General features: G+C 73.2%; 17 protein-coding genes. 9 read left to right on the plus strand and 8 right to left on the minus strand.

Features of this window, described 5'->3' with window-relative positions; genetic code table 11:
* Positions 1 to 36: 36 nt before the first annotated feature.
* The gene (locus EAO71_RS01150) at positions 37 to 1,479 is read left to right on the plus strand and encodes a cellulose binding domain-containing protein (RefSeq protein ID WP_147975882.1); all 1,443 of its coding nucleotides are present in this window, start codon (positions 37 to 39) and stop codon (positions 1,477 to 1,479) included.
* A 100-nt stretch (positions 1,480 to 1,579) separates the two neighbouring features.
* Here the strand turns inward: EAO71_RS01150 and EAO71_RS01155 are convergent, their stop codons facing one another.
* Entirely contained in the window at positions 1,580 to 1,807 is a 228-nt protein-coding gene (locus EAO71_RS01155; RefSeq protein WP_147975883.1) for a DUF5133 domain-containing protein, read from the minus strand.
* Between the two features lie 330 nt (positions 1,808 to 2,137).
* Between EAO71_RS01155 and EAO71_RS01160 the strand changes: the two genes are divergently transcribed.
* From EAO71_RS01160 to EAO71_RS01175, 4 genes are all read left to right on the plus strand, one after another.
* Positions 2,138 to 6,139 carry a HAMP domain-containing protein gene (locus EAO71_RS01160; protein ID WP_147975884.1) on the plus strand — a complete coding sequence of 1,334 codons (4,002 nt, stop codon included), beginning with the start codon at positions 2,138 to 2,140 and terminating at the stop codon, positions 6,137 to 6,139.
* 91 nt (positions 6,140 to 6,230) lie between these two features.
* A complete protein-coding gene (locus EAO71_RS01165; protein WP_187282515.1) occupies positions 6,231 to 8,699 on the plus strand; it encodes a SpoIIE family protein phosphatase in 2,469 nt (822 codons plus the stop codon).
* Positions 8,700 to 8,743: 44 nt separating this feature from the next.
* Positions 8,744 to 9,112 (plus strand): STAS domain-containing protein, encoded by a 369-nt coding sequence (locus EAO71_RS01170; RefSeq protein WP_147975885.1) that lies wholly within the window; start codon positions 8,744 to 8,746, stop codon positions 9,110 to 9,112.
* 80 nt (positions 9,113 to 9,192) lie between these two features.
* Positions 9,193 to 10,380 carry a PP2C family protein-serine/threonine phosphatase gene (locus EAO71_RS01175; protein ID WP_147975886.1) on the plus strand — a complete coding sequence of 396 codons (1,188 nt, stop codon included), beginning with the start codon at positions 9,193 to 9,195 and terminating at the stop codon, positions 10,378 to 10,380.
* Here EAO71_RS01175 and EAO71_RS01180 read toward each other — a convergent pair.
* Positions 10,358 to 10,864: a MarR family winged helix-turn-helix transcriptional regulator gene (locus EAO71_RS01180; protein WP_147975887.1), complete on the minus strand. Its 507-nt coding sequence runs from the start codon at positions 10,862 to 10,864 to the stop codon at positions 10,358 to 10,360. The genes EAO71_RS01175 and EAO71_RS01180 overlap by 23 nt on opposite strands.
* Positions 10,865 to 11,071: 207 nt before the next feature.
* On the opposite strand from EAO71_RS01180, the gene EAO71_RS01185 reads away from it, so the two are divergent.
* Together EAO71_RS01185 and EAO71_RS01190 are read left to right on the plus strand one after the other, a co-directional pair.
* Positions 11,072 to 11,503: an ATP-binding protein gene (locus EAO71_RS01185; protein ID WP_147975888.1), complete on the plus strand. Its 432-nt coding sequence runs from the start codon at positions 11,072 to 11,074 to the stop codon at positions 11,501 to 11,503.
* Between the two features lie 167 nt (positions 11,504 to 11,670).
* Positions 11,671 to 12,525: an RNA polymerase sigma factor SigF gene (locus EAO71_RS01190; RefSeq protein WP_147975935.1), complete on the plus strand. Its 855-nt coding sequence runs from the start codon at positions 11,671 to 11,673 to the stop codon at positions 12,523 to 12,525.
* Positions 12,526 to 12,581: 56 nt separating this feature from the next.
* Here the strand turns inward: EAO71_RS01190 and EAO71_RS01195 are convergent, their stop codons facing one another.
* The 4 genes from EAO71_RS01195 to EAO71_RS01210 all read right to left on the minus strand — a co-directional run bounded on the left by EAO71_RS01195 (position 12,582) and on the right by EAO71_RS01210 (position 17,755).
* Positions 12,582 to 13,313, minus strand: coding sequence for an LmeA family phospholipid-binding protein (locus tag EAO71_RS01195; RefSeq protein WP_147975889.1), 732 nt, complete (start codon positions 13,311 to 13,313; stop codon positions 12,582 to 12,584).
* Positions 13,310 to 15,541, minus strand: coding sequence for an MMPL family transporter (locus tag EAO71_RS01200; protein WP_147975890.1), 2,232 nt, complete (start codon positions 15,539 to 15,541; stop codon positions 13,310 to 13,312). Before EAO71_RS01200 ends, EAO71_RS01195 begins: the two co-directional genes overlap by 4 nt.
* A gap of 142 nt (positions 15,542 to 15,683) precedes the next feature.
* The gene (locus EAO71_RS01205; protein WP_147975891.1) at positions 15,684 to 17,069 is read right to left on the minus strand and encodes a HAMP domain-containing sensor histidine kinase; all 1,386 of its coding nucleotides are present in this window, start codon (positions 17,067 to 17,069) and stop codon (positions 15,684 to 15,686) included.
* Positions 17,066 to 17,755 carry a response regulator transcription factor gene (locus EAO71_RS01210; RefSeq protein ID WP_147975892.1) on the minus strand — a complete coding sequence of 230 codons (690 nt, stop codon included), beginning with the start codon at positions 17,753 to 17,755 and terminating at the stop codon, positions 17,066 to 17,068. Before EAO71_RS01210 ends, EAO71_RS01205 begins: the two co-directional genes overlap by 4 nt.
* 222 nt (positions 17,756 to 17,977) lie before the next feature.
* Between EAO71_RS01210 and EAO71_RS01215 the strand changes: the two genes are divergently transcribed.
* Together EAO71_RS01215 and EAO71_RS01220 are read left to right on the plus strand one after the other, a co-directional pair.
* Positions 17,978 to 18,331, plus strand: coding sequence for a PRC-barrel domain containing protein (locus tag EAO71_RS01215; protein WP_147975893.1), 354 nt, complete (start codon positions 17,978 to 17,980; stop codon positions 18,329 to 18,331).
* Positions 18,332 to 18,468: 137 nt separating this feature from the next.
* Positions 18,469 to 19,152, plus strand: a complete 684-nt coding sequence (locus EAO71_RS01220) for a DUF4230 domain-containing protein (RefSeq protein WP_147975894.1) — start codon at positions 18,469 to 18,471, stop codon at positions 19,150 to 19,152.
* Positions 19,153 to 19,218: 66 nt separating this feature from the next.
* On the opposite strand, the gene EAO71_RS01225 is transcribed toward EAO71_RS01220, so the two are convergent.
* Entirely contained in the window at positions 19,219 to 21,669 is a 2,451-nt protein-coding gene (locus EAO71_RS01225) for a discoidin domain-containing protein (protein ID WP_261991932.1), read from the minus strand.
* 508 nt (positions 21,670 to 22,177) lie between these two features.
* The coding region (locus tag EAO71_RS01230) for a leishmanolysin-related zinc metalloendopeptidase (RefSeq protein ID WP_147975937.1) at positions 22,178 to 22,956 on the minus strand (779 nt) is incomplete at its 5' end.

Below are 22,956 nucleotides of genomic sequence, written 5' to 3' on the forward strand. Positions count from 1 at the left end.
CTCCCGCACCGAGCGGGAGCCAACGAAAGGACACGGATGAGCACTCGCCCCCTCGGCCGCCGCACCCGCGCGGCCCTCGCCCTGACCGCCCTCGTGGGCAGCGCCGCGCTGGCCACCCTGCCCGTCACCACCGCCTCGGCCGCCGCCGACGGCCTGGCCGTCCAGTACCGCACCAGTGCCGGCGGGGCCACCGCCGACCAGAGCGAACCGTGGTTCAAGGTCCGCAACACCGGTTCCGCCACCGTTCAGTTGAGCCAGGTCAAGGTCCGCTACTACTTCAAGGCGGACTCCCCGGGCGCCGCCTACCGCTTCGCCTGCTCGTGGGCCGTGCGGGGCTGCTCCGCCGTCACCGGCACCTTCGGCACCCTCGACCACCCCACCGCCACCGCCGACCGCTACCTGGAGATCGGATTCACCGCGGGCGCGGGAACCCTGGCGCCCGGCGCCGACACCGGCGACATGCAACTGCGCTTCCACCAGTCCACCTGGCAGCCCCTGAAGCAGAGCGACGACTACTCCTTCGGCGGCGGCCAGACCGCGTACGCCGACTGGACCAAGGTCACCGCACAGGTGAACGGCGCGACGGTGTGGGGTGTCGCCCCCGAGGGCAACGACCCCACGGACCCCACGGACCCGACCGATCCCACGGACCCGACCGACCCGCCGGGCGGCGGCCAGACCCTGTTCGACGACTTCAGCTACACCGCGCACACGGACCCCGCCCTATCGGCGCACGGCTGGAGCGTCCGCTCCAACTCCGGCGGGCCCGGCGTGCCCGGCGCCGTCTGGGACCCCTCGAAGGTCACCTTCGTGGACCAGGGCGGGAACAAGGTGATGAACCTGCGGACGTCCACCGCCGGCACGGGCGAGTCCACCCGGCACACCGAGGTCCTCACCCGGGCGACGAAGTTCCGGAACGGCACCTACGCGGCCCGCGTCAGGTTCTCGGACGCGCCGGTGTCCGGACCCGACGGCGACCACCTCGTCCAGACCTTCTTCACCATCAACGACCTCAAGGCGCCGATGGCCGACGACTACGCCGAGTACGACTTCGAGTACCTGCCCAACGGCGGCTGGGGCGAGCCCGCGAACATCCTTTACACGACCTCGTGGGAGACCTACAACCCCGACCCCTGGCAGGCCGTCAACCAGCACAGCGAGAGCCGGCAGAGCTTCGCCGGCTGGCACGACCTCGTCGTGACCATCGACAACGACGCGATCACCTACTACGTCGACGGGCAGCAGTTCGGCACCCACGGCGCCCAGTACCTGCCCGAGCGGCCCATGTCGATCAACTTCAACCAGTGGCTGATCGACCTGAACGGCCAGACCTCGACCACCCCGCGCGCGTACGACCAGCAGGTCGACTACGTCCTGCACGTCAAGGACCAGGTCCTCACGCCGGCCCAGGTGGCCGCGAAGGTCGCCGGTCTGCGGAGTGCCGGAACGGCCTTCGTCGACGAGGTCCCGGCCTCCTGACCCCGGGCACGACGAAGGCGCCCGCCGGGCACGTCGCCCGGCGGGCGCCTTCGGGTGTCCCGGGCGCCCCGCGCCGCTCCCCGGCGCGGGTCGGACCGGTTCAGGCCATCAGGACGGAGTCGTCCTCGGGACGCGCTCCCGGCAGCCGGTGGCGGGCGGCGATCAGCGCCGTGTCGACGTCCCGGGTACCGGTGGAGACACACAGCGTGTACGCGAGGTCCTCCATGCGCCGGCGCACCGCGGGACTCCCGTTCTCCGCGTGCAGCACGCTCAGCGTCTCGTACTCCTCGACCAGCTTGCTCAGCACCACGGGATGGGCCATCAGCACAGGGATCTCTCCTCGCCGCCTGGGCGCCGGCCGCCCGGCTCGGAGCGGCGCCTACCCCGGTTTCCGGGCCGCATGCCGGTGCCCGGGGACGTGACGCCCGCCACGTCCTCACGGCCGGATCCCCGGGAATCGGCGCCCGCAGCGCAGGTTTCCGGCCGCTTGGTCCGCCGCCGTTCCCTTCCGGCGATCACGGGGGAGTAGGCTCCTGTTTGATTGTCGTACGGCAACGGTCGCGAGGCCGGAGACGTACGCGAGGGGTGACGGCCTGACCTGGGGCCGTCGGCAGCCGAGCCCCTTGGCAGGTGCCCGGCTAACCAGCGAGGATGAGCCATGTCCGAGACGACGATCGAGAGTCCCTCCACGCCGCGCCGGCGGAGAGCCGCAGCGGTGAGCGAGCCGGAGCTGCGCCAGCTCCTGGCCGGCCTCACCGCCGTCCGGGACGGGGACTTCGGCACCCGGCTGCCCGACGAGGCGAGCGGCCTCATGGGCGAGATCTCCAGCGTCTTCAACGGCATGGTCGACCAGCTGTCCCTCTTCACCTCCGAGGTGACCCGGGTGGCCCGCGAGGTCGGCACCGAGGGCACGCTCGGCGGCCAGGCCGAGGTGCCCGGGGTCTCGGGCACCTGGGCGGACCTGACCGACTCGGTGAACGCGATGGCCGGCAACCTCACGACCCAGGTGCGTGACATCGCCCAGGTCGCGACGGCCGTCGCCAAGGGCGACCTGTCCCAGAAGATCGACGTGGACGCCCGCGGCGAGATCCTGGAACTCAAGAACACCATCAACACCATGGTCGACCAGCTGTCGGCGTTCGCCGACGAGGTGACCCGCATGGCCCGGGACGTCGGCACCGAGGGCATCCTCGGTGGTCAGGCGGACGTGAAGGGCGTGTCCGGCACCTGGCGCGACCTGACCGACTCGGTCAACTCCATGGCCGGCAACCTCACCGCGCAGGTCCGCTCCATCGCGCACGTCGCCACCGCGGTGGCCAAGGGCGACCTCTCGCAGAAGGTCGACGTGGACGCCCGCGGCGAGATCCGCGAGCTGAAGAACACCATCAACACGATGGTCGACCAGCTGTCGGCGTTCGCCGACGAGGTGACCCGCGTGGCCCGCGAGGTCGGCACCGAGGGCAACCTCGGCGGCCAGGCCACCGTCCGCGGCGCCTCGGGCACCTGGAAGGACCTGACCGACAACGTCAACGTGATGGCGTCCAACCTCACCGGCCAGGTGCGCTCGATCGCCCAGGTCGCCACCGCCGTCGCCCGGGGCGACCTGTCGCGCCGGATCACCGTCGAGGCGAAGGGCGAGGTCGCCGCGCTCGCCGACACCATCAACACGATGGTGGACACGCTGTCGGCGTTCGCCGACGAGGTGACCCGCGTCGCCCGCGAGGTGGGCACCGAGGGACGCCTGGGCGGTCAGGCGCGGGTGCCGAACGTCGCCGGCACCTGGAAGGACCTGACCGACAACGTCAACTCCATGGCGAACAACCTCACCGGCCAGGTCCGCAACATCGCCCAGGTCACCACCGCCGTCGCCAACGGCGACCTGTCGAAGAAGATCGACGTGGACGCCCAGGGCGAGATCCTGGAGCTGAAGACGACCATCAACACGATGGTCGACCAGCTGTCCTCCTTCGCCGCCGAGGTCACCCGCGTCGCCCGCGAGGTCGGCAGCGAGGGCCGCCTCGGCGGCCAGGCCGAGGTCGAGGGCGTCTCCGGCACCTGGAAGCGGCTCACCGAGAACGTCAACGAACTCGCCGGCAACCTCACCCGGCAGGTCCGCGCCATCGCCGAGGTCGCCAGCGCGGTCGCCGAGGGCGACCTGACCCGCTCCATCACCGTCGACGCCTCGGGCGAGGTCGCCGAGCTCAAGGACAACATCAACTCGATGGTCGGCTCGCTCCGCGAGACGACCCGGGCCAACCAGGAGCAGGACTGGCTGAAGTCCAGCCTGACCCGGATCTCCGAACTGATGCAGGGCCACCGCGACCTGGCCGTCGTCGCCGAACTCGTCATGGACGAGCTGACCCCGCTCGTCTCAGCCCAGTACGGCGCCTTCTACCTCGCGCAGGAGGGGGAGGACGGCACCGAGCTCGTCCTCGTCGGCTCCTACGGACGGCCCGCCGACAGCGCCGGCCCCGGCCGGTTCCGGCTGGGGGAGTCCCTCGTCGGACAGGCCGCCCGCAGCCGCCGTGTCATCGCGGCCGAGAACGTGCCCGGCGACTACGTCTCCATCTCCTCCGGCCTCGGCCGGACCACCCGCGGCAGCCTGGTCGTGCTGCCGATCGTCGTCGAGGACCAGGTCCTCGGCGTGATCGAGCTGATCTCCTTCACCCCGTTCACCTCCGTGCACCGGGACTTCCTCGCCCAGTTGATGGAGACCGTGGGCGTCAACGTCAGCACGATCGTCGCCAACGCCCGTACCGACGAACTCCTCGGCGAGTCCCAGCGGCTGGCCGACGAGCTGCGGGCGCGCTCCGAGGAACTGCAGGTGCAGCAGGACGAGTTGCAGCGCTCCAACGCGGAGCTGGAGGACAAGGCGGCCCTGCTGGCCTCCCAGAACCGCGACATCGAGGCCAAGAACCTGGAGATCGAGCAGGCCCGCCAGGAGCTGGAGGAGCGTGCCCAGCAGCTCTCGCTGGCCTCGAAGTACAAGTCCGAGTTCCTGGCGAACATGAGCCACGAGCTGCGCACCCCGCTCAACAGCCTCCTCATCCTGGCCCAGTTGCTCGCCCAGAACCCGACCCGCAACCTCACGGCCAAGCAGGTCGAGTACGCCGGCATCATCCACTCGGCCGGATCCGACCTCCTGCAGCTGATCAACGACATCCTCGACCTGTCGAAGGTCGAGGCGGGCAAGATGGACCTCAACCCGGAGCGGGTCTCCCTGCGCCAGCTCCTCGACTACGTCGAGGCGACGTTCCGGCCGCTCACCACCCAGCAGAGCCTCGCCTTCACGATCTCCACCGCGCCCGGCGTGCCCGTCGACCTGTTCACCGACGACTCGCGCCTGAAGCAGGTCCTGCGCAACCTGCTGTCCAACGCCGTCAAGTTCACCGAACGCGGCAGCGTCGAGCTGCGCATCGAGCCGGCCGCCGACGACGAGCTGCCCGGCACGGTCCACCGCGGCGGCGCGGTGGTGGCCTTCCGGGTCAAGGACACCGGCATCGGCATCGCCGCACAGCACCTGGAGGCCATCTTCGGCGCCTTCCAGCAGGCGGACGGCACCACCAACCGCAAGTACGGCGGCACCGGCCTCGGCCTGTCCATCAGCCGCGAGATCGTCCATCTGCTCGGCGGCGCCCTGACCGCCGAGAGCGAGCCCGGCCAGGGCAGCACCTTCACGCTGTACCTGCCCGTGGCCCGGGCCGACTTCCAGGAGCAGTCCGCCCACGAGCACGTCGACCGCGACGCCGACGGGGGTCCGGCGGACGAGGCGGACACCCCCGCCCGCGCCGCCGCCCCCGTACCGGCGCCGGAGCGCCAGCCCCGGCGCCTCCTCGTGATCGAGGAGCGCCCGCGCGGCCTGCTGTCCCTCGTCGCCGAGAACGCCGTCGCCGAGCTCGGCTCCGGCCGCAGCCCCCAGGACCGGGAGGACATCGAGGTCATCGCGGCCGTCGGTCCCCAGGAGGCCGCGACCGCCCTGGCCACCCGTCCCTTCCACTGCGTCGTCCTCGAGGTCGACATGGCCCAGGGCGAGGCCCTGAACTTCCTGGACGCCGTCGACGGAGACCCGGCGCTGCGCGGCGTCCCGGTCCTCGCCCACAACAACCGGCGGCTCACCGCCGCCCACGAACGGGCTCTCCAGAAGCGGGCCGAGAAGCGCCCGCTGGAACTCATCTCCAGCCTCGACGAACTGCGCGAGCGGATCGCCCTGCACCTGTCCGCCGACCAGCCGGGCGACGTCGTCCCGCTCCTCGGCGCGGAGCAGCGCGTCCCCGCCCCGCGGACCGTCGACCCCGGCCTGCACGGCCGCACCGTGCTCGTCGTCGACGACGACGCGCGCAACCTGTACGCCCTGAGCGGCATCCTGGAGCTGCACGGCATCGAGGTGCTGCACGCGGAGAACGGCCGCAAGGGGATCGACGCGCTCGCCGCACACCCGGACATCGACCTGATCCTGATGGACGTGATGATGCCGGAGATGGACGGCTACACGGCGACCGCGACGATCCGCCAGATGCCCGCCCACGCCGGCCTGCCGATCATCGCGGTCACCGCCAAGGCCATGCCCGKCGACCGGGAGAAGAGCCTGGCGTCCGGGGCCAGCGACTACGTCACCAAGCCGGTCGACGCCGACGACCTCATCGACTGCATCCGGCGGTGAGCCGCCGGTTGTTGTGGGCGAGGACCGGGACGCCGCGCAGCGCCGGGTCTCCGTCGACGGCGTCCAGGAAGTTCAGGGCCGCCCCGGCCCCCTGGGCATCGAGCCGTCCGCGGGGCGGGCCGCCGACGGCCCCGTACCCGACCTGGCCGTTCCCGCTCCGGCCACCGGCGGTCGCACCGGCACGACGCCCGGCGGGGAGTCCGCCGACGCCCCGTACGGCGACACCGTCGGGCGGCTGGCCGCGACGGTGGAACGGCTGCGCGGAGAGGTGAGGGCGGCGCACGCCGCGGCCGACGGGCGCGCCCTGATCGAACTGGCCAAGGGCGTCCTCGTCGAACGCCTGCGGTGCGGCCCGGCGCAGGCGGCGCGCCAGCTCGCCGAACTCGCCGCCCAGGCCGGGCTGTCGCAGCTGGAGCTGGCCGCCGACATCGTCAACCAGGCCGCCCGCGACCAGGTCGCGGAGGTCGCCGAAGACTTCGTCCGGCGGGCCGTCGGCGAGCCCGGCACCGACGCCGCGCCCGACGCGCCCGACGCGTCGGTCGCCGTGCGGCTGCGCACGGCCGAGAGCGCCGCGCTGAACGCCGGGGACACCCAGTCCGTCGCCGAGTCCCTCCTCGAACACGCCCTCGCACCTCTGGGAGCCACCGCCGTCGCCGTCTGGACCGTCGGCCCCGACGCCTCGCTGACGCTCTGCGGCCACGCCGGCTTCGGCGCCGAGGAGTCCGCGCGCTGGCGCTACGTCCCGCCGGGTGTGGCCACGGTCGCCCGCCAGGCGCTCACCGGGCGGCGCACCGTGTGGTTCCCCTCGCTCGAAGCCGCCGGCATCCCCTCGATCGGGCACACGCGTCACCCCGACGGCGCCCGGGTGGCCGTACCCGCCGGCACCGGCGGCCGGATACACGGCGTCCTGGAGATCTGCTGGCCCCGGCCGCTCCCGCCCCAGCCGCAGGCGGTGGAGCGCCAGATCGAGGCACTGGCCGAGCTGTGCGGCCACACACTCGAGAGCGCCTCCGCCCCGACGGTCACCGTCGTCCCGCGCCCCGCGACCGGGGTGTCCGAGCTCGTGGACCTCGCCGGCGGGCTCTACGACCCCGCACTCGTCCTCACCCCGTACCTGGATCCGGAGGGCCGCCTCAAGGACTTCCGCATCCGGCACGCCAACGAGCACTTCCAGGACCCCGCCGGCCGCCCCAGGAGCGCCGTCGACGGCGCGCTGCTCCTGGAGGCGTACCCCGCGGCGGCCGGCGAGGGCGAGCTGTTCGAACGGGTCGAGCGCGTCTACGCCACCGGCGAGCCGTTCCGCGCCCGGCGCGCCCGGGTGACCGCCCTCGTGGACCAGGTGCCGCTGGCGTCCGTCGCCGACCTGAGCATCAGCCGGCACGGCGACAGCGTCCTCCTCATCTGGCGCATCGAGGACGAGACCGCCCGCCTCGCGAGCCTGCTCCAGCACGCCCAGCGCCTCGGCCGGATCGGCGGCTTCGAGGAGCACGTGCTGACCGGCGAGATCACCTGGAACAGCCAGCTCTTCGACCTGTACGGCAGGGACCCCCGGGAGACCCCGGTCTCGCTGCGGGACCTCGCCGCCCACGCCCATCCGGACGACTCCGTCGCCATCGGCCGCTTCCTGCAGGCGGTCCTGCACCACAGACGCGCGACCTCGACGGCCTTCCGGCTGCTCCGCCCGGACGGGGTGACCCGGCACATCCGGGTCATCGCCGAACCCGTCCTCGACCCCGACGACGCGCTCCTCGCCGTGCGGGGCGCCTACCAGGACATCTCCGCACAGCACTGGACCGAGGTCGCCCTCGCGGCCACCCGCGACCAGCTCGCCGTCACGGAGCAGGAGTCGGCCGAGCGCAACCGCCTGGCCCTCCAGCTGCAGCACGCCATCATGCCGCCCACCCGGGCCCCGCTCGACGCCCCCGGTCTGGACGTCGCGGTGCGCTACCGGCCGGCCGAGACGGAGTCCCTCGTCGGAGGCGACTGGTACGACGCCGTCGTGCTCCCCTCCAAGAAGATCCTGCTGTGCGTCGGCGACATCGCCGGCCACGGCATCGAGGCCGCCACCGGAATGGTCGTCCTGCGCAACGCCCTGCGCGGCCTCGCGGTCACCGGGGCCGGCCCGGGACAACTGCTCTCCTGGCTCAACATCGTCGCGCACCACCTCACCGAGCAGGTGACGGCCACCGCCGTCTGCGGCGTGTTCGATCCGGAGACCCGCATCCTGCGCTGGGCCCGGGCCGGGCACCTCCCGCCGGTGCTGGTGCGGGGCGAGGAGGCGAGCACCCTCCCGATGCTCCGCGGGCTCCTCCTGGGCGCCCTCGCCGAGGCGGAGTACGAGGAGGCGGAGTGCCGGCTGGAGCCCGAGGACACGATCCTCATGTACACCGACGGCCTCGTCGAGCGTCGGGACACCTCCGTGCACGACTCCCTGGCCCACCTCCTGGCCGCCGCGCAGGCGCCGGCGGCCGGCCTCGAGGCCCGGCTGGACGCACTGCTGACCCACAGCAGGTCCGACACCGACGACGACACCTGCCTGATCGGCGTGCGCGTCTCCTGACGGGGTAGGCGTCGGTAGATCTCCATCCACAGAAAGCAGGGAGTATGCCCGAGCGAGCAGTGAACCTGGACGTCGAGGTGGCCATTCGCGGCGCGGACACGGCGGTGCTGTCCGTAGGCGGCGAGCTCGACATCGAGACGGCCGACCTCCTCCACCAGCATCTGGCCGACCAGATCCTGCACGGCCGTCACCACGTCGTCCTCGACCTGTCCTCGCTCGAGTTCATGGACTCCTCCGGACTGAACGTCCTGATCAGGGCGGGGCGGTCGGCCCGGGACGCGCGGGGCGACATCCATCTCGTCGCGCCGACTCCCGCCGTACGGCGCATCCTGGAGATCACCGGACTGACCACGACGACCCCGCTGCACGCCGACGTGGAGCAGGCGCTCAGCGCCGCCGGCGGCGCGAGATAGCCGACTTCTGCCGCGCCCGCCCGGGAGGTCCCGGGCGCGCGGCAGGGGTCCGGAAGCAGAGAAGAGGAAGAGAAGAGCACGTGGACGAGATCGCCGCCGTCGAGCTGGCCCTGCGCGAGGCCGCGCCACACCTCCTGCCGACGGTCGTGCAGGACGCCCTGCGGGAGCACTACGGAGCCCGGCGCGCGGAACTGCGACTGGTCGACTACGGCCTGCGCTCGCTGCAACTCGTGACCCAGACGCCGGACACCGGCGAACCCGTGGCCGTCCACGACAGCCCGCAGGGACGTGCCTTCGGCTCGCAGGAGCCGCACGTCACCCGGCACCCCGACGCCGTCTCCGTGCACCTCCCGGTCACCGTCCGCGGGGACCGCATGGGAGTCCTGACGGTGACCCTGCCGCCCGAGCGGGACCCCCGGCCCCTGCTGGCGCAGCTGCTGCGCATCGCCGAGGCGCTCGGTCACGAGATCCTCGTCGCCGAGCGGGACACCGACCTGTACGCGCTGGCCCGGCGGGCCACCCGGCTGACCCTCGCCGCCGAGATGCAGTGGCAACTGCTGCCCGGACGGGCCTGCGCCCGGCCCGAGTTCGAGCTCGGCGCGCATTTGGAACCGGCCTACGCGATCTTCGGCGACAACTACGACTGGTCGGTCTCCGCCGACCACCTGACCCTGACCGTCACCAACGGCATGGGGGAGGGCATCGAAGCCGCGCTCCTCAGCAACCTCGCCGTCCACGCCCTGCGCAACGCCCGCCGCGCCGGCCTCGGCCTCGCCGACCAGGCGGCCCTCGCGGACCAGGCCGTGTACGAGCGGTACCGGGGCGCCGCCCACGTCGCCGTCCTGCTGCTGCGCTTCGCCCTCGACACGGGAGAGGTCGAGATCGTCGACGCGGGCTCTCCCCGCCTGTGGCGCCTGCGCGACGGGTCCGTCGACCCCGTCCTCTTCGAGGCCCAGCTCCCGCTGGGCATGTTCGAGGAGACGGACTACGCCGTCGAGCGCTTCTCGGTCCTGCCCGGCGACCGGCTGCTCTTCGGCAGCGACGGTGTGTACGACGCGCCCTCGCCGGCCGGCGAGTTCTACGGCCAGCGGGCGCTGGCCCGCGCGCTCACCTCGACGAGACTCCTGCCGCCCGCCCAGGTCCCCGCCGCCCTGCTGCGCGAACTCGCCGTCTACCACGGCGACACCCCACTGGACGACGACGCCCTCGTGGTCTGCCTCGACTGGCACGGGCGGCCGGCCGAGGTCAAGCCGATCGGGCGTCCTTGAGCGGCCGGCCCGGCCGGGGCGAGTGCCCGGCCTTCTCCCACGCCTCCTGGAACCCGGCCAGCCCCCGCAGCAGCGCCTTGCGGGTCGTCGGCGACATAGCGTTGACGACGCCCAGGAGGGCCTCCTCCCGCTGGGCCCGCAGGTCGCGCAGATACGCCTTGCCCGGACCGGTCAGGTGCAGTTCGAGCTGCCGCCGGCTCACCGGGCTCGGCAGCCGCTGCACGAACCCGAGCGCCTCCAGCCGGTCGCACATCCGGCTCACCGACGGCGGCGCGGAGCCGAGCAGTTCGCCCAGGGCGCGGAGGTTGATCCCCTCCTCGCGGTCCAGGCTGTACAGGACGCGCAGCTGGGAGGCCGAGACGGGCGTGGGCGACACGGTGTGCCTGCCGCGCTCCCACAGCACCTCCAGGAGCTCGATGAGCTCCCGGGCGGACCGCGTCGTCTCCTCCGGCGTCCGCCGGGACGGGTCGGGGTTCTCGTCCATGGCCGATGGACTCCCTCCGTGTCGATCCGGGTCCACGGGTCGCCTTTCCCGCCCGTCCACCCTATCTTCGCGGCGGAGGAGAGAACCGACCGCGTGCCTCCCCCGATGTCCGGGTCTTCGGATACAGGCGGTGTGGAACGCGTGCCTGGGGGAAAATGCGCAGGACGAGACGAGACACAGAAGGCCGTAGGAGGAGGAGAGGCGTCGATGACGGACGCGATCGCCGCGGAGAGCATGACCCGACGACCTGCCCGGTCGGCGAGCGTCGCGTACGACGGAGCCGACGACATGATCGCGTCCGCAYGCGACTTCGCCGCAGAGTTCCTGTCCGCCGCGGCGGCGGCCGGCCACGCGGTCACCGGTGAGCGCGTCGATCTGGCGCGCCTGGTGGTCAGCGAGCTGGTCACGAACGTGGTGCGGCACGCTCCGGGGCCCTGCCGGGTCCTGCTGGAGCTGTTCCCGGGAGCCGTGGAGATCTCGGTGTTCGACGGTCGGGAGGCGTCTCCCGTGCCCCGCGGCCACGATCCGGCCCGCGTCGGTCAGCACGGCGTCGAGATCGTCGTGGCCGTGTGCGAGAGCGTGAGCGTCGAGCCGCAGCCGTCGGGCAAGCGCGTCAGGGCGCGCCTCGCGCTGGTGTGAACGGCGCCGCCCACGGCTTCCGGCGGCGTTTCGCGCRGCMGGGCGGACCCGGAGAAAAATTGTTCGGGATTCGTCGGCATGGGTCGGGGAAGTGGGGGTAGGCGACGCCTCCACGGGGCAGGAACAGTTGTCGAGGGGCAAGGGAGGGCATCGAAGTGCCGACTACGGTGACGACGCAGACGAGGGCCGGTGCGGAGACGTGGGTGGGGAACCTGCCGCTGGTCGAGGCTCCCCGCAAGGTCGCCCCGACGGACGCACGCGAGCTGTCGAAGGTGTTCTTCGACGAGCTGGCGGTACTCGAGGAGGGCACCCCCGAGTACCAGTACGCCCGCAACACCCTGATCGAGATGAACATGTCGCTCGTGCGCTACGCGGCGGGTCGCTTCCGCGGCCGCGGTGACGACATGGAGGACATCGTCCAGGTCGGCACCATCGGCCTCATCAAGGCCATCGACCGCTTCGACCTCTCCCGTGAGGTGGAGTTCACCAGCTTCGCCGTCCCGTACATCGTGGGCGAGATCAAGCGCTTCTTCCGCGACACCTCCTGGGCGGTCCACGTGCCCCGCCGGCTGCAGGAGGCCCGGGTGGAGCTGGCCAAGGCCACCGAGGAGCTGAGCTCCCGGCTCGGCCGCGCGCCCCGCGTGGCGGAGCTGGCCGCCCTGATGAACCTCTCCGAGGACGAGGTGATCGAGGCCCGGCTCGCCTCCAACGGCTACAACTCCTCCTCGCTGGACGCCGTCGTGGGCGGCGGCGACGCCGAGGACGGCGACGCCGCGCTCGCCGACTTCATCGGAGTCGAGGACCCGGCGCTCGAACTCTTCGAGGACTTCCACACCCTCGCCCCGCTGCTCGTCCAGCTCGACGAGCGGGCCCGCCGCATCCTGCACCTGCGGTTCGTCGAGGAGATGACGCAGTCCGAGATCGGCAAGGAGCTGGGCATCTCCCAGATGCACGTCTCCCGGCTCCTCTCGCGCAACCTGAAGCGCCTCCGCGAGGGCATGCTGGGGCCGATCGGCGCCTGATCGTCCGGCACGAGTGCGGCGGCACCGGGGAGCGTGTTCCCGGTGCCGCCGCACCGTCATGCGGCGGGCAGCCTGCTGGGCCCGCCCGCGAGGTCGACGTGCAGGCCGTCCGGCCGGACCCGCAGCGAGGWGGCCCGGAGTCCGAGCGGATACTCCTTCGGCGCGCCCGCCCGTGATCCGGTGCCGTCCACCCCGAACCCGCCGCCCGCCCCGAGCCGGCCGGTGGGGACGGCGCGCCCGAACAGGGTGAGGCTCTCGACGGTGAACGTGACCTTCCCGTCCGCGAGCACGGGACGCAGCGTCAGCAGTCCCGCGCCGCCGGGCCCCACGGCGGCGAGGACGGTGCCCCGCGCCGGATCGGTGGCGACCCGGGACACCGGGACCGACGGCGCGGCGGCGCGCAGTGCGGCGGCGAGCGACTCCGTCGGCACGGTCACCTGGGCGCGGCTGCCGCTCACGGCGGGCTCACCCGCCAGGCGCACCCCGTCCAGCCGCACCCGGACGCCGACTCGGGGGAGCGGCCCGAACGCGGCGGTGTCGCTGCTGACCCGAAGGCTCGGGATGGTCCGCCGGGCCAGGTCCCACAGGGCCCAGTCGCCGGCGGTGGACACCGTCACGTCGTCGCCGAGCGCGGGCGCGGCGCGGGCGATCCGGTCCCGGATCACGGCCCGGGCCGTGTACTCGGCCGCGCCCGCGGCGCCGACGGCCAGCACCGCCACGACGGCCGTGACCGCAGGGACCAGACGGCGGCGAGGGAGGGCGCGGAGCGGCGCCGGGAGGAGCCTCACCGGTCACCGCCCGGGGCGGTCGTGAGCACCGGGGCGGTGACCGGCGGGGATCCCGCGGCGGGCCCCTCGGGCTCGAGCCGCGGCAGGAGGCGGTCGAGCGGACCCGGCAGCCACCAGTTGGCGCGGCCCAGCAGGAACATGGAGGCCGGCACCAGAAGCAGGCGGACGACCGTGGCGTCGAGGACGACGCTGACGCCGAGGCCGAGCGCCAGCATCTTCACCGCGACGTTCGACGAGAGCAGGAACGCCAGGAAGACGCTCGTCATGATCAGCGCGGCGCAGGTGATGACCCGGGCCGTGGCGGCGAGGCCGGTGACGACGGCCAGGTGGTCGTCCCCGTCCCGGAGCCACGACTCGCGGATGCGGGAGAGCAGGAAGACCTCGTAGTCCATCGAGAGCCCGAAGACGATCGCGAACATCATCATCGGCACGTAGGACTCGACGGGCACCTTCTCGGTGACACCGAACAGCGCCCCGCCCCAGCCCCAGGAGAACACCGCGACGACCACGCCGTAGGCGGCGCCCAGGGACAGCAGGTTGAGCAGGGCGGCCTTGAGGGCGATCAGCGGGCTGCGGAACACGACGAGCAGGAGCAGGAACGCGCCGGCGACCACCACGCCGATGATCAGCGGCAGCCGGGTGACGAGCGTGTCGGTGAAGGTCTGCGCCGAGGCGGTCACGCCGGTGACGTAGCCCGTCGCCCCGGTGCCCGCCAGCATCCGGGGGACCGTGGTGTCCTGCAGGGTGTGGATCAGTTCGGTGGTGGCCGCTTCCTGCGGTCCGGAGGCGGGGGTCACCTCGGTGACGAGCAGCACCCCGTCGCCGCTGGGGGCCGGCGGCGTGACGGATGCGACGCCGGGCACCCCGCTCAGCTCCCGCTGGACCGAGGCCCCGAGTGCGCGGCGTCCGCCCGCGTCGGCGATCAGCCCGCTGTCGAGCTGGACGACGACGGTGAGCGGGCCGTTGGCGCCGGGGCCGAAGCCCTCCGTGATCAGGTCGTAGGCGCGGCGGTCGGTCCGGTCGGTGGGCTGTGCCCCGGAGTCGACGTGGCCCAGGCGCAGGGAGGCGACCGGCACCGAAAGGAGGCCGAGCACCAGCGCGCCGGCGCTCAGCCAGAGCCAGGGGCGCCGGCTCACCCGGAGCGCCCAGCGGTGCCACACGTCGGACGCGCCGGTGGGCTCGGCGACCGGCCGCCGCACCCGGAGGCGGTCGATGCGGTGGCCGATCAGGCCCAGCAGCGCGGGGGTCAGGGTCACGGAGGCGGCCGCGGCCACCACGACGCCGAGCCCGGCCGCCAGGCCGAGGGTGCCGATGAAGCCGACCCCGGACACACCGAGGCCGCCCAGGGCCAGGGCGACGGTGGCGGCGGCGACCAGCACGGCCCGGCCACTGGTGGCGACCGCCCGTCCGACGGCCTCGTCCGCCGCCGTGCCGGCCTGGAGCATGGCCCGGTACCGGGTGGTGAGGAAGAGCGCGTAGTCGACGCCGACGCCCAGGCCCATCATCGCCGCCAGGGTGGGGGCCGCCTGGGCGAAGTCGACGGGTGCGGCGAGCAGCCCCAGCCCGGCCAGGGCGACGGCCAGACCGAGCGCGGCCGTGAGGAGGGGCAGGGCGGTGGCCAGGACGCTGCCGAAACCGATCAGCAGCACGAGCACGGCGACGCCGAGACCGATCGCTTCCGACGCCCGGTCCGCGGAACGCGGTGCCGCGAGCTGCCCGAGCGGGGCGCCGTACTCGACGGTGACCCGGTCGGCGCGCAACGGCCGGACGGCGCTGTCGACCCCGGCGAGATAGGAGGGGTCGAAGCTCGCCGGGTTGCCGCGGAAGCGGACCGTGATCTCGGCGACGGCCCCGTCGGCGGAGACCGCTCCCGGGGTGGTGAGCGGGTCCGCCACCGACAGGACGTCCGGCAGGCGTTCCAGGTCGCGGACGGCCGCCTCGATCGCCGCCCGGTGTCCGGTGACGGCGCCCCGCTCGGAGCGCAGCACGACGGACGAGGCCGTGCCGCCGGCCGTGTCGGTGTGCGCCTGGAGCAGGTCGGCGCCGGTCTGGGTACGGGTGCCCGGCAGGGAGAAGCTGTCCGCGAAGGTGCCGCCCCAGGCGCGGTCCGCCGCCCCGAGGGCGAGCAGGAGGAGGACCCAGAGGGTCACCACGTGCCAGGCACGGCGCGCGCACCAGCGCCCGCTCCGGTACAGGAGTCCGGGCGCCTCGGTCGATGAAGTGTTCATGTCGCCTCACGGTGCCCGGCGCGGGTAAGGCGTGCGTCGGCGCATTGTTCGGGAAAGGTACGGGCGGTGGGGACGGTCGGCGCACCGGTGCGCGGCGGGCGGCCGGGGCGTGCCGGGGCCGGCCGCGGTCCGTGCCGGGCGCTCAGGACGTGCCGGGCTCCGGCGGCAGGGTGACGGTGAAGCAGGCACCACCCTCCGGCCCGTGCCCCTCGACCCGGAGGGAGCCGCCGAGGCGGCCGGTCAGACGGTGGGCGACGGTCAGCCCCAGACCGCTGCCGACCGGCCGGGTGCCGCGGTAGCGGGCGTGCAGGGCGCCGGGCTCGAAGGCGACGCGCTCGTCGTCCTCGGAGAGTCCGGGGCCGCCGTCCCGGACCTGGATCCGGGCCCCGCCGTCCGCAGCCGGCCGGACCGCGAGCACCACCGGCGCCCCCTCGGGTGTCACCCGCAGCGCGTTCTGCACCAGCCCGTCGATCAGCTGCCGGACCCGGAAGGCGTCCGTCTCGACGACGACGGGCGGCGCCGGCCGTTCGCACCTCAGGTCCACGCCCCGGCGGGCGCAGGGTTCGGTCCAGAACACGGCGGCCTCGCCGACGACCGCGCCCAGATCGGACGGTGCCATGTCGAGGCGGAAGTCGTCCGCCTCCAGCCGGGCCAGGTCCAGCAGGTCCGCGAGGAAGCGGTCCAGCCGCCGTGTCTCGTCCGCGAGGACGGCGCCGACCTCGGCCACCCGCTCCGGTTCGATCAGGCCGTCCGCGAGCGCCTCCGCGTACCCCTGCAACGCGGTCAGCGGGGTGCGCAGGTCGTGGGAGACGGAGAGGAGGAACTCCCGCTGCCGGTTCTCGCTGTGCGCGAGCGCCTCGTCCAGGACGTTCAGGGCCTGTCCGATCTCCGCGGTCTCGCGGGGGCCGTCGACCGGCGCCGGTACGCCGCGCTCGCCGGCGGCGAGCCGGTGCGCGATCCCCGCGGCCCGGACGAGCGGCCGGCCGATCCTGCGCGCCAGCAGCGCCCCGGCCAGCCCGGCGCCGAGCATGCCGACGACGAGGGGCACGATCACGTTGCGGCGGACCCGGTTCGTGTTCTCGGTGACGATCGCGTACGGCTCGGTCAGCACGACCGCCCCGCCGCGGACGCCCGGCCGTCCCACCAGCAGCACGTCCTGGCCGCCGAGGATCCCGTGGGTGGCGACCGGTTCGCCGGCCAGCAGGGACGCCTTCGACACGGTGTCGACGGCCGGTGTGGCGGTGCCGCTCACCGTTCCGTCGGGGGCGATGACCGCCAGCTGCACCCCGTCCGGGCCTCCCAGGACCTGGGCGCCGTGGAACAGCGCCTCCGACAGGGCGGGCAGCCGGCTGAGGACCGTGGCCTGACGCGCCAGCCGGTCCCGCTCCCGCTCCTCGGCTCCCCGCGCGGCCGTCTGCCAGGCGACGAGCCCGGTCAGCGTCACCGCGAGCGCGGCCACCACGGTGGTGAGCAGCACGAGCCGACGGGCGAGCGAGGCCCGGCGGGGGCCGGTGCCGGACCCCTTCACGCGCCGGGTGCCGTCGCGCGGTACCCGACGCCGCGGACCGTGTCGATGGGGCTGGCGTCGCCGAGCTTGGCGCGCAGCTGCGAGACGAAGACGTCGACCATCCGGGTGTCGCGGTAGCCGGCGTACCCCCACACCTCCGCCAGGAGCCGGTCGCGGGTGAGGACCTGGCCCAGGTGCCGGAGCAGGTGCGCGAGCAGGTTGAACTCGGTGGCCGTGAGGTCGACCGGCTCGCCGTCGCGGTGGACGGTGCGGGCGGCCGGATCCAGGCGGAGGCGGCCGACGCGCTGCTGCGCCGCCCCACCCGGCGGCCCGGCGGCCCGGCGCAGCACGGTCTTGACACGGGCGACCAGCTCGCGCGGCGAGAACGGTTTCGTCAGGTAGTCGTCCGCGCCCAGTTCCAGGCCGAGGATCCGGTCGGCCTCCTCGTCGCGCGCGGTGACGAGGAGGACCGGCGTCCAGTCGCCGGCCTCCCGCAGCGCGCGGCAGAAGGTGATGCCGTCGATGCCGGGCAGGCCGATGTCGAGCACGATCGCCACCGGACGCATCCGCCGCGCGGCCGCGAGCCCGGCCGTCCCGTCCGTCTCCACGTGGACGCCGAAGCCCTCGCGGACCAGATAGAGCCGCTGCACATCGGAGATGTGGCGCTCGTCCTCGACGATCAGCACGAGGCCCCTGGACTCCGTCATCTCTGCCTCTCAGGTGCGGTAAGCCTGGTCGATGCTAGCCGCACGGATCCGGCGTTCGACGGGCCGGAGCCCCTCCCGTACGTTCCCCGAACATCCGGCCGCGGCGCCGCTCCGGGGCATGGGATCGAGGAGCGGGGGAACGCGAACGTCCGTGACGCCCCTTCCCCCGGCGGAAGGCGGCGGGCGAATCGACCGCACCCTGACGTGGAAGGAAGCGAACGGATGACCGACAAGAGTCTGTGGGCCTACGGCGACACCTCCGGCCACGCCGCCGGCGCGATGCTGAGCGGATACAAGGTCGAGGCGCTGGACGGCTCCATCGGCAAGGTCGACAAGCACTCCGACGAACTCGGCTCCGCCTGGATCGTCGTCGACACCGGCGTGTGGATCTTCGGCAAGGAGGTCCTGCTGCCGGCCGGGACCGTGACCCGGATCGACCCGGACGAGCGGGTCGTGCGCCTGAACCGTACGAAGGAGGAGATCCGCAGCGCTCCCGAGTTCGTGCGCGAGCGGCATCTGGAGGACCTCGAGTACCGGCGGATGCTGAGCGGACACTACGGCGGCCCGCAGGCCTGACGGCGGACCGCGGCCCCGGCGAGGGGCGCGAGGGGCGGGGGAGGTCGTTGCGACCTCCCCCGCCCCTCGCGTGCCAACTCCCCTGCGATGAGGCTTGGTTGAGGCATGGACTTTCCCAAGGCGGGCACCCGGAGTACATGCGAGCAGAAGATGATGACACACCACCGCGCAAGGCTTCGGCCCGTGGTCGGGCGGCCCGCCGCTGGCCCGCCGTCGCCGTCGCTCTCCTCGCGCTGGCCCTGGTGACGGTCCTCCTCGGGCGGTTCAGCCTGCTGCCCGGCCTCGGCGACGTGTTCGGCGTGGACACGAAGGACCGCTCCGGCCCCGCGCTGCTCAAGTCGATCCAGGACATGCACCGCTACGAAGGAGCCGCGGGCAACTTCCAGGTCGTGGTCGACCTGGAGAAGGACGCCCGGTTCCTGCCGGACTCGATCCGCGGCACCCGCACGCTCTACGTGGCGAGCGGCACCGTGGGCGCGTACGTGGACCTCGGCGGCATCGGTCAGGACAGCGTGACCGTCGACGCCGAGCGCACCACGGCCACCCTGCGCCTGCCGCACGCGCGACTGGCCGACCCCGCCCTCGACCCCAAGAGGTCGTACGCGGTCTCCAAGCAGCGGGGACTCCTGGACCGGCTCGGCGACCTCTTCTCCGACAACCCGAACGACGAGCGGGCCGTGCACGTGCTCGCGGCCCAGCGCATCGGCGACGCCGCCAAGGAGAGCGACCTGCCGCTGCGGGCCGAGAAGAACACCACGTCCATGCTCCAGGGCCTGCTGCGTGCCCTGGGCTTCGAACGGGTCACCGTGACCTACGTCTGACCCCGCGCGTACGACGGTGCCCGGCCTCCAGGAGGCCGGGCACCGTCGTACGTCGTCCTGCGGGCGTCAGGAGATCGTCAGGAACTTCGCGATGCTCGGCACCCCCTGCGCGTCGAGCGCGAAGAGCATGTAGTTCCCCGGCAGGACCACACCGGTGTCGGTCGGGATCCGCACCGTGTGCTTGCCGGTGCCCGCGGCCGTCGACACCAGCGGGACCCGCCGCTGGTCGTTGTCCGTCGAGTGGGTCGCCGCCGCGGCCCGCATCAGGACGAACGACGCGACCGAGCCCTGGGTGTCCACCGTCAGCGAGGCACCGGGGGCGGCACGGGAGGGGACACCGCCGGCGATGACGGGGCGCGGCTTGGGCGAACCGTCGGAGTTGAGCAGGTACGGCGGGGTGAACACCGCGCCGTCGGCGTGGTTGGTCGCGCAGTCGCCGCAGAGTCCTCCGCCGCCGGAGAAGATCCGTCCGTCCGGCAGGAGGTTCGCGACGCTGTGGTAGTTGCGCGGCACGGCCATCGTGGCGAGCGGGGTGAAGGACCCGGTCGCCGGGTCCCACAGCTCGGGTGCCAGGACCGAGGTGGCGTCGCTGAACGGCACCGGGTATCCCTGACCGCCGAAGACGGCCACCTTCCCGTCGGGCATCACGACGCTGTTGCTGAAGGCGCGGGCGTGCGCCATGTCGCCGGTGCGCGCGGCCCGGACCTGGTCGCCCGAGATGTCCACGGTGTACGCGCGGCTGGTGGCGGGGGTCTTCTCGTAGGCCGGTGAGCCGCCCAGCGTGAGCAGCTTGCCGATGTCGTAGGCGACGGCGTTGCCCGTCATCGCGTCGCCGCTGTCGGCCCGGGTGCCGGCGGAGGTGATGCTGCCGGCGCCGGCGGTCGTGATCCAGTTCATCTGCCTGCTCGGGCCGAGCTGCAGCACCTTGCCGCCTGAGGTGGCGTGCAGCCACATGTGGTTGTCGGAGCGGTAGGGGCCCGCCGGGTCGGCCGTCTGCGCGGGGGAGGCCGGCACACCGGTGAGCTTGCGCCAGGCACGGGTCTCCGGCGACCAGACCTCGCCCGCCTTGTCGCCCGCCCCGCCGCTCCACGAGCCGCCCAGGACGAACGCCTCGCCGGTGGAGAGCAGCGTCATCGACTGGTAGCCGCGCGGGATGTTCATGTCGGTCGTGGTGGTCCAGTCGTCCAGGACCGGGTCGTAGATGCTGGCCTTCTCGGCGTTGCTGCCGCCGGTGACCAGTACCCGGCCGTCGGCGAGCATCGCTATGCCGGGACAGAACATGTCGTGGCCGGTGTGGTCGATGCGGCGCTGGGTGACCTTGTTGGTCTTCAGGTCCAGGATCGCGGTCTGGGTGTAGCCGTTGCTCCCGCCGAAGCGGTCGGTCGCGTACGCGGACCAGGCGAGCAGCTTGTCCCCGGGGAGCACCGCGGTGGCGACCGGCACCAGCGGGAAGCCGGTGATCCGGCCCCAGGAACCGTGGACGCCGGCGGTGGCCGGTCCGCTCAGGCCTATCTCGGAGGCCGAGGTCCAGGGGCCGCGCCCGCCGGCCTCGGTGGTCACCGTCAGGCGTATGTAGCGGGCGCTCCGGGTCCGGGTGAAGGTGGCCGTCTTGACGGTGTCGTCGTCCCGCCAGGTGCCCATGGCCACCGGGGTGCCGAAGTTCGCGCCGTCGGTGCTGGTGGTGATCGAGAACGCGCCCGGCCGGCCGTTCGCCTTCCCCTGGCGCGGCTGGAGGGTGAGGGCCGAGACGGCCTGGGTGCGGTGCATGTCGATGGTGATGCTGTGCGGCAGCGGGGCGGGGGTGCCGCTCCATCTGCTGTGCCAGATGGTGGCGTCGTCGCCGTCCAGCACGTTGGCGGCGCGGCCGTCCTCGGAGGCCGTCTCCTCGTCGCTCGCGGTCGCGGTCCAGCCGGACCGGGACAGGTTGACGGTGGCGGCGGGGGTGCCGGGGTCGCCCAGCAGGTTGAGCTCAGCGGCGGCCGTCCACGGGCCGCGCCCGCCGGCCTCGGACAGCGCCGTCAGACGGACGAACCGGGTTCCCTGCGGGGCGAACCCGAGCGACTTCGCGGTGCCGTCGTCGGCGAGGGTGCCGCCGGCGACCGGACTGCCCCAGTTCTGGCCGTCCGTGCTGAGGCTGATGCTGTACTCGCCGATCCGCCCGTTGGCACTGTCGGACCGGGGGCGGTAGAGGATCGCGGACACGACCGCCGTGCGGTGCATGTCGATGGTGACGCTGTGCGGGAACGGGGTGGCGGTACCGCTCCACTTGCTGTGCCAGAGGGTGGTCTCGTCGCCGTCCAGGACGTTGGCCGCGCGGCCGTTCTGGCCGGCGGTCTCCTCGTCGCTCGCGGTCACGGTCCAGCCGGTCCGGTCGAGGACGGGAGCCGCGCGGCGCATGGCGTTGGCGGGTGCGACGCCGTGGTGCGGCGGCGTGGTCCCGGCCTGCTGGAGGAAGGGAGTCGGCTTCGGCGCGGGAGCGGCGGGCGCCTGCCCCGCGATCCCGAGCCAGGGGGTCATGCCGGCTCCGACCGCGGCGATTCCCACGGCGACCAGGAGGTGCGAACGGCGAAGCCCACGTCGACGGGCATGGGTACGTCCGAACTTCACAATCCGACCTCCTGGGATCCACCGGCGCGCCTCGAACTGAGACGGCGAGCGATTAAATCACTTGTCGGACGGTCATATTGGCGCGAATGCGCGCCGCCGGTATCTCTCGGGTCGGCGGCGCGGGAGGAGTGCAAAACAGGGCGAAGAATGTCAACTCGGGTCATAGCGACGCGCGCTGAGGGGACACGTCGGACAAAGACGCCGGGCCGGGAACACGGGTCTCGTGGCTCGGAGGGCCGTCACGCCGTCCGCAGGGGCGGAAGCGTCACGACCGGCGGGACACCCCGCGGAGGGTGTCCCGCCGGTCGTGATCGGACGGGGAAGTGGACGTGGCGGAGGTGGCGGTGGCCGTGGTCGACTCGGCCGTGCCGGCCGCGCGCGGGTCGTCCGGCCGCCCGCCGCGCCACCGCGCTCCGCGTCAGGGCCGGTCGGCGGGGACGCGGGTCGGGATCGTCGGGAGGACGACGTACTGCGGGGTCGGCGGCGGTACGCGGCCCGAGCGGGCGATCTCGAAGAGGTCCGGCAGCGCGTAGTCCTGGGCGGCGTCCAGATCGACCTGGTACCCGAGGTCCTCCAGGCTCGCCACCGTCACTCGGCTCAGCGGGTTGTGCGCGCCGTCGATGTTCGGTGACATCAGCTCGTTGTCGAAGACGGACTCCCGCCAGTGGCCGCCCGCGCTGCCGACACCGCCGACGTTGGCGACCGGCACCGGCAGGGGGCCGGTGTCCCGGAGCCTGCCGAACTCCCGCATCGCGCCGGGGCCGACGAAGGTCGGGTCGGAGCCGGGGAAGTCCTTCAGGACGCCGAAGTCGGCCCAGACGGTGCCGATGCCCAGCACGTGTCCCATCTCGTGGGTGATCACGTCGAGGAGTGTGCCCTCCTCCTCCATCTGCGCGAGGTCGGCGCTGTCGAAGCGCATGCGGCCCGTGGCGGGGAGCCCCGCCCCGGCGGCCGCGTCGCTCCGGCGGAACCGCGTCGGGCCGGCCTGGCCGAGGATGTTGGGGACGTTGTCGACACCGTCGATCGGCACGCCCTCCGCGTCGATCAGCAGGTCGTCGACCACGACCGTCCCGCTGAAGTCCTGGACGACCGCGGTCTCCAGGTCTCCCACGATCACGCGTGCCCAGCGGTCCGCGGCTTCGGCGAACACATCCCGCTGGCTGCTCGTCAGTCCGCCGATGAAGCGCACTTCGATCT

Source organism: Streptomyces sp. MS191, assembly GCF_008042125.1.
Taxonomy (GTDB): Bacteria; Actinomycetota; Actinomycetes; order Streptomycetales; family Streptomycetaceae; genus Streptomyces.